The organism is Rhizobium sp. BK376 (genome assembly GCF_004341625.1).
Taxonomy (GTDB): Bacteria; Pseudomonadota; Alphaproteobacteria; order Rhizobiales; family Rhizobiaceae; genus Rhizobium.
This window is the reverse complement of record NZ_SLZG01000057.1, coordinates 1-10,993: the sequence shown is the minus strand read 5'-3', so window position 1 is coordinate 10,993 and position 10,993 is coordinate 1. Positions and strand designations below refer to the sequence as shown.

10 protein-coding genes and 8 pseudogenes are annotated in these 10,993 nt (G+C 57.3%); 7 read left to right on the top strand and 11 right to left on the bottom strand.

Annotation, left to right across the window (positions count from 1 at the left end):
- A pseudogene (locus EV561_RS38330) lies at nt 1-193 on the top strand (IS630 family transposase); the annotation flags it as partial.
- Nucleotides 194-227: 34 nt separating this feature from the next.
- Here the strand turns inward: EV561_RS38330 and EV561_RS35955 are convergent.
- The gene (locus tag EV561_RS35955; RefSeq protein WP_132528631.1) at nt 228-515 is read right to left on the bottom strand and encodes a hypothetical protein; all 288 of its coding nucleotides are present in this window, start codon (nt 513-515) and stop codon (nt 228-230) included.
- A 280-nt stretch (nt 516-795) separates the two neighbouring features.
- On the opposite strand from EV561_RS35955, the gene EV561_RS35950 reads away from it, so the two are divergent.
- From EV561_RS35950 to EV561_RS37790, 3 genes and pseudogenes are all read left to right on the top strand, one after another.
- Nucleotides 796-1,095 carry a hypothetical protein gene (locus tag EV561_RS35950; RefSeq protein ID WP_132528630.1) on the top strand — a complete coding sequence of 100 codons (300 nt, stop codon included), beginning with the start codon at nt 796-798 and terminating at the stop codon, nt 1,093-1,095.
- Nucleotides 1,092-1,391 (top strand): hypothetical protein, encoded by a 300-nt coding sequence (locus EV561_RS35945; RefSeq protein ID WP_132528629.1) that lies wholly within the window; start codon nt 1,092-1,094, stop codon nt 1,389-1,391. Before EV561_RS35950 ends, EV561_RS35945 begins: the two co-directional genes overlap by 4 nt.
- Nucleotides 1,392-1,879: 488 nt before the next feature.
- Nucleotides 1,880-1,992: pseudogene (locus EV561_RS37790) on the top strand (helix-turn-helix domain-containing protein); the annotation flags it as partial.
- A gap of 218 nt (nt 1,993-2,210) precedes the next feature.
- Here EV561_RS37790 and EV561_RS35940 read toward each other — a convergent pair.
- Entirely contained in the window at nt 2,211-2,564 is a 354-nt protein-coding gene (locus EV561_RS35940) for a metalloregulator ArsR/SmtB family transcription factor (protein WP_165928049.1), read from the bottom strand.
- Nucleotides 2,565-3,627: 1,063 nt separating this feature from the next.
- On the opposite strand from EV561_RS35940, the gene EV561_RS35935 reads away from it, so the two are divergent.
- Nucleotides 3,628-4,266 carry an acyloxyacyl hydrolase gene (locus EV561_RS35935; RefSeq protein WP_132528627.1) on the top strand — a complete coding sequence of 213 codons (639 nt, stop codon included), beginning with the start codon at nt 3,628-3,630 and terminating at the stop codon, nt 4,264-4,266.
- Between the two features lie 267 nt (nt 4,267-4,533).
- On the opposite strand, the pseudogene EV561_RS35930 reads toward EV561_RS35935, so the two are convergent.
- Nucleotides 4,534-5,139 (bottom strand): annotated as a pseudogene (locus tag EV561_RS35930) (ABC transporter ATP-binding protein); the annotation flags it as partial.
- On the opposite strand from EV561_RS35930, the pseudogene EV561_RS35925 reads away from it, so the two are divergent.
- Nucleotides 5,133-5,539 (top strand): annotated as a pseudogene (locus EV561_RS35925) (IS21 family transposase); the annotation flags it as partial. The pseudogenes EV561_RS35930 and EV561_RS35925 overlap by 7 nt on opposite strands.
- A gap of 12 nt (nt 5,540-5,551) precedes the next feature.
- Complete coding sequence (gene istB, locus EV561_RS35920; protein ID WP_132528626.1) at nt 5,552-6,289, top strand: IS21-like element helper ATPase IstB; 738 nt, start codon at nt 5,552-5,554, stop codon at nt 6,287-6,289.
- A gap of 206 nt (nt 6,290-6,495) precedes the next feature.
- Here the strand turns inward: istB and EV561_RS38325 are convergent.
- From EV561_RS38325 to EV561_RS35885, 8 genes and pseudogenes are all read right to left on the bottom strand, one after another.
- A pseudogene (locus EV561_RS38325) lies at nt 6,496-6,691 on the bottom strand (LysR family transcriptional regulator); the annotation flags it as partial.
- Between the two features lie 48 nt (nt 6,692-6,739).
- Nucleotides 6,740-8,230 (bottom strand): phospholipase D-like domain-containing protein, encoded by a 1,491-nt coding sequence (locus EV561_RS35910; RefSeq protein WP_132528625.1) that lies wholly within the window; start codon nt 8,228-8,230, stop codon nt 6,740-6,742.
- A gap of 146 nt (nt 8,231-8,376) precedes the next feature.
- Nucleotides 8,377-8,712 (bottom strand): BA14K family protein, encoded by a 336-nt coding sequence (locus EV561_RS38615; protein WP_348633771.1) that lies wholly within the window; start codon nt 8,710-8,712, stop codon nt 8,377-8,379.
- 345 nt (nt 8,713-9,057) lie between these two features.
- Nucleotides 9,058-9,456, bottom strand: a complete 399-nt coding sequence (locus EV561_RS35900) for a DUF1236 domain-containing protein (protein WP_132528623.1) — start codon at nt 9,454-9,456, stop codon at nt 9,058-9,060.
- Nucleotides 9,457-9,919: 463 nt separating this feature from the next.
- Nucleotides 9,920-10,330: pseudogene (locus tag EV561_RS35895) on the bottom strand (low affinity iron permease family protein).
- A 15-nt stretch (nt 10,331-10,345) separates the two neighbouring features.
- A complete protein-coding gene (locus tag EV561_RS35890; RefSeq protein WP_132528622.1) occupies nt 10,346-10,576 on the bottom strand; it encodes a hypothetical protein in 231 nt (76 codons plus the stop codon).
- A gap of 68 nt (nt 10,577-10,644) precedes the next feature.
- A pseudogene (locus EV561_RS38320) lies at nt 10,645-10,797 on the bottom strand (cysteine hydrolase); the annotation flags it as partial.
- A gap of 22 nt (nt 10,798-10,819) precedes the next feature.
- Nucleotides 10,820-10,993, bottom strand: a pseudogene (locus EV561_RS35885) (MarR family transcriptional regulator); the annotation flags it as partial.

Genomic DNA, 10,993 nt, shown 5'->3' with positions numbered 1-10,993 from the left:
GGTCGAGATCGAGATCGGTGTCCTGCGGAGCCAATGCCTCGACCGTCGTATCGACAGCAAAGACACCATAATAGACGAAGTCGCAGCCTGGGAGAAGCAACGCAACGCCCATGGCGCAAAGATCCAATGGATGTTCACAACCGAAAATGCCCGCCAAAAACTCCGCAAAGCTTACCCTGTAAAAGAGTCATAATCTCTGTGGCCTGGTACTAGGCCCCAGTAGACTGCTAATGAATTGCGATGCTCCGCCACCGGTGGGGATGGCTGTCCTCGAACTGTCGAAGCAGATTTGTGGCCTGACCCAGGACATGATGTGCCGCCTGCACATCCTCACGGGCGAACTCATCGGCCTTGACGAACATCGCTTCCGCCACATTCTTGAAAAACTGGGCGAACTTCACGTTGCCCTCGAAGAGAGCCTCCATCGCAGTCCTGTCGAGGTTCCTGGCTATATCGAGGAAGACCTCTTCGCGTTCTTCGATGCTAAGACCACTGATATCATTTACGAAATGCATTTGCGACTAGCTCTCCTTTCCCTGAAGCCGCACGGCACTGCGCCGTCATCAAGGAACTAGGTATCGCCCCACCCGGCTTCAATACTCAGTTTGGCACTCGTGTGCTGGGAGTGCCAAATTTTCCTTGGCGGGATATTGAACCCCTTTGTCGCCGAAAATAAATTATGTGGGTCGGCACGGTAGCTGGGCCGACAAAAGCGGGAATTCCAGCGCCGAGACAGGCGTCGGCTTCCCTACCTGGAGATTTTCATCCGCCCCTGGAGATTTTTGGGAGATTAACATGAACACGAATGGCAACGGCAAGTCGAGCCCGATCCCGGTCGACATAATGACTGCGTGGGAAATCCTGCGCCGAAATTTCACTCGTCCTGAAGACATTCTCGAATGCCAGCTTCTGGACGCGCAGGGAAAGCGTTCCATCCTGGCCTCGTGCGCGTCGGATCGTTATTCGGTCGAATCCGCGCCGGAATTTAGGCATCCCGCTCAACTGCCGACGTCAGTCCGCTATCGCGACACCGTGGAGGCTCTCAAGGCGCTCGACCGCATTGGTTCTCGGCGCCCTGGAGGCGCACTGTCATGAAGGGCGACCTAAATTCCCGCACCCCTCAGGCCGTAGAACAAGATCTTGTGAGCGATAGGCTTGCCCTCGCCTCCCGATACGCCGACTGCCTCCGACGCCTGGCGGCGACGGCATCCCGTCTTGGGCTGGCGGACCTTGCGGATGCAATCGCCGATCTTTCCCGTGCAGTCGACCGAATGGCAAATGACCTCGCCGTCTCCGATTACGGCGTCGTCGTCCTAGGCCGCGCGGGCCGCTTGATCGGTACGGTGGAGCGCGTTCTTGCGAAAAAAAGCAGGGAGGCCGTCCTCCATTAGCCGAGCCGTTAGTATCCGAGGAGTGGAGGCTGTGCGGCATCACCAGATGGATCACTTTACAGCGATGGGACGGGTCGCCCTGTTGAGTTTCCGGCTCGGTTTGCGCTTTGATTTAAGCTGTCGCTCCCATTCGATATCTTCCGGCAAATTTGGGAGCCCCCCACCCCAGATCGCAGCCTTTGTCGAACACCACTCATCGCCGATACCACCAAAGCCTCGACAATCTCACCCCGGCTCACGTCTGCTTCGGACGCGGCCAAACCGTCGTGCTCGCCAAAAGTGCAGATGGGACCTAAAGGAGCGCAACGTCTGATTGCAGCTGTCTGCTCTTGAACTGGCGCTTCTGCGTCTGAAGAGCCAACAGGCGGCACCGTCCGCTTTAGCGGCCACGATATGACCAATCTGCCGGGGCGACCCTTCGGCCGCTCCGCCGCAGCATGCAAATGGTCTAGCAGCACGTTCAAGATCGACGAATGGGATACTCTGTCACCGAGAAACTTGAGATCATCCGGCTGGTCGAACAGTCGGATAAGTCAACCAAGCAGACCCTCGATAAGCTCGGCATTCCAGGCTGACGTTCTACCGCTGGTATGATCGTTTCCTGATTCTGCGGGTGGCCGGTAGCGCCGTGGACGCAATTGTCGCCCGGACGAACCAAATGCCTATCCAGAGCGTTGTCGTTCGTTACGGAGCTGCGACAAATCATGATGACGAATTTTTCAGGTCCAGCCCTCGGATTTGCGTTCGATCCCACCGTCCGCGGCCGGGGCCCGGCTTGGGACGTAGTCCATTCTTTCGCGAACCCCTAAGCTGAATGGATCAGGATCTGACCGCACTGATGCCATGAACTGTTGCACGCAGTTCAATGTTTGCCTCGTTCCGCAGCCGAGGAGGTTCTAGGGAGGGGAACAGTTCTTTTAACGTATCAATCAAACTTTTTACGGCGACATTCTCGCATCTGTAGAAAACAAGCTGCATGTGTTTGCGCGTTTTGACAACGCCCGCGTCCCTTAACCTCCTCAGATGCTGGGATACGGCCGACTGATCAAGGCCTATCGCCTCGTAAATGTCGGTGACGCAAAGTTCTCGTTCACAGAGAAGGAGAACTATCGTCAGGCGATGGGGATTGGCGACTGCGGCCAGCAGTGTCGAAGAAGCATCGATGTCGATCACATGCACTTCCCTTAAACGCGTCGTTTGCTAGACGGTAGCCAACCGCAATCACTACAGCGATTCCGCATTTTCGCACCCTTACTGGCCGAAACTGCACTAGACAAGACGCAGGACGATCTTAAAGATTTCTGTGGGTCGAAAAATCGACTTTCGGGCCGATCGCGTTGCCGCACCGGCAGCGGCGAAATAATCGTGTGCATCAATTATGATCGCAAATTTGTCAGCCCGCTCCACCCGCCGTACATTAGGCGGCAGAGACGTAGGCGCAGCAAATGGAGGACCATTTATTCGGCTGATCTGGTTTCCGTCGAGCCGGCCAACGCGGGCACCGTTTCGATTCTCCGCGGCGAGTTTGCGCAGGCAACGCCGCCTACGCAACTTGGATGGTATCTGAAATCCCGCCTATTCTGGTCAGGCCGGGTTGGTTTCCGTCTGACCAGCGCCTTAGGCAACTCCAATAGCTTACGAACCGGCTCAAGTGGCCACCGAAATCGATGGACTCGTCCATGATTTCGTTAAGGCACGTCAAAGCTTAATCGCTTCCACCACTAAGGTTCCGGGGCTGCTGTAGCGGCACCAGACGGAGACCTCCAATAGTCCGGTCACCGCCTGCATATTACCTTCCGAAGCGGGGATGACGGTGAATTTCTCAACCAGTCTGGCGCAGTTGCGGTCATCGTCCCTATAGTCCAGCGACCGGGTCGCTTCGTCGATCGATTTCCGCAGAACAAAACTAGACGCATGATCAAAACCATTCTTGATATAGTTCTCATGCTCGCTCTCGCTATCGTTTGGGTTCTCGGGCTCGCTTGGGTCCTTGTCGAGATGTCAAAAGCGCTTGGCTGGCTCAGCTGGGCCATACCGTCATCTGCGATAACTCGATGACGGCTCTGCAAGCTACGGTAGCTATGGCTGATTTTGCTAGCGCAACGGCTGCTGTTGCGGTTTTACATCAGAGTTTTCAAATACCTCTTCGAAATGCGAACTCTCTTTAACATCTCGTTGGCGATGGTAGGAGTCGCGTAGCCTGCCCGCGAGCCGCGGGTTTCTTGAGGATTCTTGCATGAGCCTTCACGTCGATCTTGTTAGACGTTTTTCGAGAAACGCATTGTCCGCTTTTGTGCTTTTGAGTTCAGTTGCTATTGCCTATCAGCCAGCTTCTGGTGCCGATCTTCAGCCTGCATCGGCCCCTCCCGCAGCCCCCGCGCCTGCTCCCGCCCCAAAGATTTTTGATGAATTGCGCTTTGGCTTGAGCGGTTCGATTGAGGACGGTCACGATCGCGAAGACGGCGTCATGCCCGACGTGATGGTCCTGTTCAATCCGTTTGGCTATAATCCGGCCGACGACTGGAAAGGCCAGCTCCTCCATCCGCGCATCCATATCGGCACGTCGATCGGCACGACCCGCACGGCAGCGCAGCAGCTCTATGGTGGTCTGACCTGGACGCTGACGAATCCCAACGGCTTCTTTACCGAAGCTGGCTTTGGCGGCGTCGTCCATAACGGCAACCTGACGGACGAAAACGATGGTCCGAAGCTCGGCTGTCACTTGCTCTTCCACGAATATCTCGGCGCCGGCTATAATTTCGACAGCCATTGGAGCCTGATGGCGCAGGTTGCCCACTCCTCGCACGCCAATCTTTGCGACGGCCCGAATGGCGGCATGACCCGCGCCGGTCTTATGGTTGGTTACAAGTTCTAAGTCCGTAGTAGGCTTTGGCCGGCTTCCGGATATGCAAAAACATCGTTGCCAACCGCTTGGTAATTCGTGAGGACTGGCACAAGCCTGCGTTCGCGAATCCAATCTCGGAGAAGGCCGCGGGGATCGCGAACGGACCGACCTCGTCAGCAAGCGCGCGGCGCCCGAGTTCCTCCGCGCCAGCTGCAATGTCCCCTCGTCCGAATCCGCGACGACGACGGCGCCAGGTTACGATTTCATTTTCCAGAAGCATAGACGTTCAAACCTCGGCTAAGCCGCCTTGGATTTTTGCGATAACAGTTCTTTGAACATACCGTTCTTCTCTAAAAGATCGTTGCTTGTGCCGCTTTCGACCAGGGCCCCATGATCGAAAACGAGAACGCGCTCGAAGAGTTCCGCCAAGGTCGGATTGGAGAGAACCCAGATGATCGCCGGCTTGTAGTCGTCCCCGTGCAGATCGTTCAGAACGTTGCGCACGATCTGGTCCTGAAAGCGGTGATCGAGCCCAAGCAGTGGACGATTGAAAACCATGTAGTCCGCGCGCTTCAGCAAGGCGCGGGCAAGATTGAGCTTTTGCCGTTGGACGATCGTCAGCCGCTTGCCGCCCGAGCCGACATCGAAGTCAAGGCCGATGGACAATACGCTATCCTGCAGCCCAAGCCGATCGAACAGATCGCGCATGATGGAATGAATGCGCTCCGGCGCATCCGCCTGCTGATGAGCGATCCTTCCGAAAAGCACGTTATCCATCAATGTTGCCGATGCGATGAAGCGTTCGGGATCGTAGCGCTCTATGACAGCATTGAGATCGGCGGGGATATGTTCATGGAATTCGGCGCGCGCTGCGACGATCTTTGCCATCAATGCGTCGGTTAGCCGCTCATCGCCGCTCCAGCGGTAACGGTAAGCACACGACGATCCCAGATCACATGCCCTCGGCCCACGCCGCTTTGCCGACTGGACGATCGAACGCATTCAACGCGCTTCTTCCATCGGGCCGGAGGTTGCGTTGCTATGCGAGAAGATTCTCGCCGACCGGCCGCACCCGGAGCAGGGCTTTCGAGCCTGCATGGGAATTATACGTCTGAACAAAGGCTTTGGCCGCGACAGAGTGAACGCTGCTTGCAGCCGCGCGCTGGAGATCGGAGCCCGTACCTACGGTTCCGTGCGCTCCATCCTCGACAATCATCTCGATCGAGCTGCCTCCACCAATGGACCGGCTTCGCATGAGCCGATCCATCACGAAAACATCCGCGGACCTCGCTATTACCACTAAGGAGAACGAAGAATGCTTGCTCATCCAACACTCGACAAACTCAATTCCATGGGCCTGGCCGGCATGGCGAAGGCCTTTGGGGAGCTCGTTACCAACGGCGAAGCCGAACATCTCTCGCACGCCGAGTGGCTCGGACTGCTGCTCGAACGGGAATGGAGTTCCCGCTACGATCGCAAGCTTGCCGCACGCCTCCGGTTCGCCAAGTTGCGCCACCAGGCGACCCCCGAAGATGTCGATTATCGCAGCGAGCGTGGCCTTGATCGCGCGCTCTTCATGAAGCTGCTTGGCGGCGACTGGATCAACGCTCATGACAATCTGGCCATTTGCGGACCCTCGGGTGTCGGAAAAAGCTGGTTAGCCTGCGCTCTCGGTCACAAGGCTTGCCGCGACGATCGTTCCGTTCTCTATCAGCGCGTCCCAAGACTGTTTGCCCAGCTTGCGCTCGCTCGTGGCGACGGCAGGTATGCCCGGCTGCAACGCACACTGGGTCATGTTCAGGTCCTGATCCTCGATGATTGGGGCCTCGAACCGCTCAACGAACAGGCGCGGCACGACCTCCTCGAGATCCTGGAAGATCGCTACGGCCGTCGCTCTACGATCATTACCAGCCAGCTTCCCGTATCGGCCTGGCATGGTGTCATAGTTGACCCGACGTACGCAGATGCCATACTGGATCGCCTCGTTCACAATGCCCACCGCATCGAACTCAGCGGCGATAGCCTACGTCGAAACCTACCCCGAAAAGCTTGACACCCCGCCCAAATGAACTGACAACAATCACTGCCTGCAGACCCCACTAAACAGGGGGCGAGATCAGCCCGGAATCAAGGGGCGACATCATCTCGGAACAAAGGGGCGGCTTCATCGGAATCGGCAGAACGGTTTTTGACCCGCTCGTTAAAGCTGAAGAACTGACTCTGCCAGGACTAACATTGCCGGTTTCTCCTGCAAGGGGCGCGCAGGAACTTTAGCGACGCGATGACTGCATTGCTGCGCTTCAGGCCATAAACACGTCTATCATGTCGTTCGGGACCAGATCGGCCGGCCTCAGGCCCAGGTCGAACCGGCCGCGACGATATCGACGAGCCGTCCCCCGGTGACCAGGTCGACATGCACCTTAGGATAGCGCTGCTGGAATGAAAGAACGAGTGGCCCCTTACTTGAGCGGGCGCTCAGGGTTCAATCTCCCTGGGTTTCCGTCTAAGACTGACTGCGACTCCTCTTTAACGGTGCCATCAGGTGTCCGCGGAATAGCCCACGCCGTTCCATTGGCTCGATCACAGCCTCGGGGCCTTCCGGGTCGAGGATCTCGTTGTCCGCCAGCCATTGCTCCATATCCGATATTTCCGGGGTGTGATAGGGGACGAGGGTCGATCCGCTCCCCGGATGACCCGCCGTTCGTACCTCCCTTAATACTTCGATAGCCCCAATGACTGATGCCGTCCGAGCAACAGTCTGTGTGACTTCATCTGGATCGACGCCGAGGTGTTCGGCAAGCAGGTTATCGCGCAATTGAACGAGTTTGCCTGAAAGGTGATCGTCTTGTCCGGCTTCGAAGGCAACGTCGCACTCGTTATCGAAACGCATGGATCGATTGTTGAAGTTCGAGGAGCCGACACGGATGACTTTATCGTCGACGATCATCAACTTCGAATGGACGTAGATCGGTACGCCGTTCGCGGTCACTGGGTGATAGATCCGGAATCGCCCGTGAGGATCATGGAGGCTCAGCGCTTCCCTCAGTCGTGCCCTAGCCGTGTCCATGGCAAGTTGGCCAAGCCAGTTATCTGCTTGAACAGGGTTGATGAGAATGACTTCCGGACCGTCTTTTTCCTCAAGGCGTCTGGCGAGAGCCTGAGCGATAACACGGGACGCGAAATATTGGCTCTCCGCATATATGACCCGCTCGGCCGACATGATCATATCGACATAAAGCCGTTCTATCTCCGCAACGCCCGCCTGATCTCCATAGGCAGGACTTGTACGGGAAATGCCGAGGGTCACAGATCCAAACGAGACGGCGCCCTTGAGGGATGGCGGCTCATGTGGAAAATCGACCGGTGCCAATTGCTGGCCGCCCGCGGATCGCCATCTTGAGCGGCAGAGGTCGCCGAGCGCTTTTGCAGCCGGTCCCGCACAAAAGCTCGAAGCGTCATGCCAAGGTCCGTAAGAGGCGCCATTCGGACGCTTGCGGAGCGGATCATCATCCACGTGTTTGCGTGTATCCCAGCGCCCTGCGGTGACGTCGATACCGCCACAGAAAGCGATCGCATCGTCAATGACAAGGATCTTTTGATGGTGCGAACTGCCGACGGGATGATTTCCATCCAGAAGAACGGTTATCCGGCCGTGGAGCTTCCACCGCAAAAGATAAGGAAGGTTTGAGAGTTTCGCCCAGTTCGACAGAAAACCGGGATTCCAAAGGAGAAGCCGTATTTCCAGGTCCGGGCTTTCCTCGGTTAGCCAAAGAAGATAATCCCCAACGTGTGCAGGCCCCTCATAATCTTCGCTCGGGCGGCCGAGGGTGATCGATGCATCGAAATCCCAACCCACGAGGAAAATCGACTTTCGGGCTGATCGCATGGCCGCCCGGGCCGCGGCGAAATAATCGTCTGCGTCAATTACGATCGCAAATTCGTCAGCCCGCTCCGCCCGCCATACATTCGACGACAGTTGAAGCAGTCCCGCCATTGGATTTTTCCTAATTCTAAACGTCTCGTCGCATGGGCGCTCGAACCGCTTTTGAATGACGAAACATTGGTTGCGTCAAGGGCGCCGCTTTGGAACGCCGTTAGAGAATAATCACGGGATCATAGACCCCGACTTTGCGTGACGGTCTAAAACCGGTGAGTATCGTTTCGCGCCGACGCCATGTCTGCATGTGAAGGAGGGACGCATCTGCGACGCGGACCATCGTAACGCCGATAACTATTGTCGTCTTGCCTATAGGATGCATACCGTGCAGCGCACCAGGCAGCATCGGCACGACTAAGCGCGGATATTTCGTGACCGCGATTGGCGAGCTGAGCAACGGAGCCTTCCTGGCCGATTTGCGCGGCGGCATATGGAGACGTGCAGCTACGTGTCTCGCCGCTGTAGGAGCAGTAGCTGTTGGTAGCGGGATCAAAAGAACGGTAACGAGCAGCGCACCAATCGAGGTGCGCCGTCGACATGACCGGCCGGGCAGCCTCGGTCCTCTCTTGCAATGGGCCTTCTTGGCGATGTTCGGCTGTCGGCGCTTGAGTGACATAGGTTGAATAGGCGGCGGGTAACCGCTGGTAGTGCTGGCTGCTGGGTTCGACGCGAACCGGGGACGTCGTCCATAAGTCAGGGGCGGACAGGCTAGCGGATTCGCTCGACCGTGGATCCGCCATGACAAATGACGCGAGCGAAGCAGCAGTGATGCACGCGCCGACGGAACTCGCCATACCAAATGCCACTGTTGCGATTGCCTTCATGTTGATATCCTGCGTTGGGCGCGAGAAGCAGGCGCGGCAAGTGCCGCGCCTCCCATATGCTTACTTAATGACCTGGATCACCTTCCTAGACGACGGCTCGACGATCACCCGCTCGTCGTTGACAACGGCGTAGGCATAAGTCGGATCATCGGGAATGGGCTTCACGACAACGGTTTCAGGGAGGGGCTGGCCGACCACGACCTTTTCCCTGACGACGACCCGGGCCGAAGGCGCCGGAGCTTCCCGAACATAGGTCACCACCTTCTGCGGCGGCGGATCGATGGCCGTGCCAATAGCTGCACCAGCAACGCCGCCCACGGCAGCTCCAACCGGCCCTCCGACGATTGCCCCTGTGACAGCCCCGCCGGCAGCACCTTTGACTGTCGAAGACTGGGCGAAAGCCGAACCAGACATCAGGGCTGCAGACACCGCCGCACCTACAATTATCTTGCGAAGCATTTGATCCTCCATCTAAACCGGTCCTCTGACCGTGGCCAGATAACGGACAAGTTTGGGGCGGGTTCCATAGGTAGGACCTTGGTCGGAAAGACACCTCGGATTGTGATCGTAGCATCTACGCAATCCGTTGCCGTTCGTTTTGCCCTACAGCCCGCGGTCCAAAGCCGACCCGAAAGCACTCTACAACTTTAGATAAATTTCATGGGAGAGCCGGGAGACATATTGCCGAGAACCCTGCCCGCAGGCACCGTGATAATCTCGGCCGTTCGGCGACGGAAATCACATGGGTCCAGCCAGAAGTATGGCGAAGACTTCGCGAGCATCGACAGGGAGTCGGAGACGAAGTGCGTTGTGACGCTCAAGGCACTGTCAAGAAAGGGATGAAGCGTGGTCGCCGGAGATGGTTTCCGGTTCAATCCCGGAAGGAACTTGAGGCGATCATCGAGAATCGAACAGAAGAGGCCTAACCGGTCTCGCGCGCTTTCGCCTTGTCGTCCGTGACGTCTTCGACGAGTTCGCCCTTTTCCGCCAGCGTCCTGCTCATCTCCCTTAACTGGGCCTCCTCGAGCTTTTCTATGCGGACGAACTTGTTCTGTGCCTGCGACGTCAGGATCAGTTTGTCAAGCTTCGCCTGTAGTGCCTTGCCATCTCGATTCTGCGAGTTCTGCAGCACGAAGACCATCAGGAAGGTGATGATCCTGGTGCTGGTGTTGATGAAAAGCTGCTAGTTCTCGGAATAGCCGAAGAACGGCCCGGACGGGGCCCAGACGACGACCAGGGCGACGGCAAGCACGAAGGTGACGGGCGTGCCTGACCGGTCGGCTACGGCGCCGGCGAACTCGGAGAAGAACTTCGAGACAGTATTGTCGCTCATGGGAGCCTACCCGCATTAGTGAATGGCCGAGGACGTGGGAGCGTTTACCTTCGTGGACGAAATGCCGATGTAGGTGCCGATCAGGGCGGTCGCGAGGTCGTCGACGCTCCGATAACCTTCGTTGTAGAGGTTCATCACCGCGGTGCAGAGAAACTGTGAGGACTGCTCGTCCGGTGGCACTCCGTAGTAGTGATACCAGTTCTGCACGGCTTCGGACATTGCTCGGAAATCAGGCGGTTTGTTCATCGCTCCTCCATCCTTAATTAGCTAGGAGGCCGCCGTTGATCGTCAACGCCGGCGACGGAGTGATGCAGCTATGGACGCCTTAGGAACCTCTCGGCTGTGAGCACTTCCACCTGGACCGAAAACCGATCCGTGAGAAGCTGCAGCGTCGCGTCGTGAGTTTCATCGGCGGCGCTGCACACAGCATCGCTGAGAAGCTTGACCGCGTAGCCTAGTACCTCGCCACAGAGATTATGACGGTTTGTGTTATCGTAGAATGGGCAGGGCTTCTGGCGGGATGAGAAGTTGGATGCTGCGTGCGGCGCCTGGCACGCGGGATATAAAGCCCGCCTTCTCGAGGGTGAGCACCATCTGGTGAACAGACGGAGCCGTAACGCCGAAGTGGCGACGCATTTCGGCTTCGGCCGGAGGCTGTTTGAA

Coding starts and splice junctions, on each gene's coding strand:
- EV561_RS35955 (WP_132528631.1), bottom strand. CDS start 515: ATGCATTTCGTAAATGATATCAGTGGTCTTAGCATCGAAGAACGCGAA.
- EV561_RS35950 (WP_132528630.1), top strand. CDS start 796: ATGAACACGAATGGCAACGGCAAGTCGAGCCCGATCCCGGTCGACATA.
- EV561_RS35945 (WP_132528629.1), top strand. CDS start 1,092: ATGAAGGGCGACCTAAATTCCCGCACCCCTCAGGCCGTAGAACAAGAT.
- EV561_RS35935 (WP_132528627.1), top strand. CDS start 3,628: ATGAGCCTTCACGTCGATCTTGTTAGACGTTTTTCGAGAAACGCATTG.
- istB (WP_132528626.1), top strand. CDS start 5,552: ATGCTTGCTCATCCAACACTCGACAAACTCAATTCCATGGGCCTGGCC.
- EV561_RS35910 (WP_132528625.1), bottom strand. CDS start 8,230: ATGGCGGGACTGCTTCAACTGTCGTCGAATGTATGGCGGGCGGAGCGG.
- EV561_RS38615 (WP_348633771.1), bottom strand. CDS start 8,712: ATGTCGACGGCGCACCTCGATTGGTGCGCTGCTCGTTACCGTTCTTTT.
- EV561_RS35900 (WP_132528623.1), bottom strand. CDS start 9,456: ATGCTTCGCAAGATAATTGTAGGTGCGGCGGTGTCTGCAGCCCTGATG.
- EV561_RS35890 (WP_132528622.1), bottom strand. CDS start 10,576: ATGAACAAACCGCCTGATTTCCGAGCAATGTCCGAAGCCGTGCAGAAC.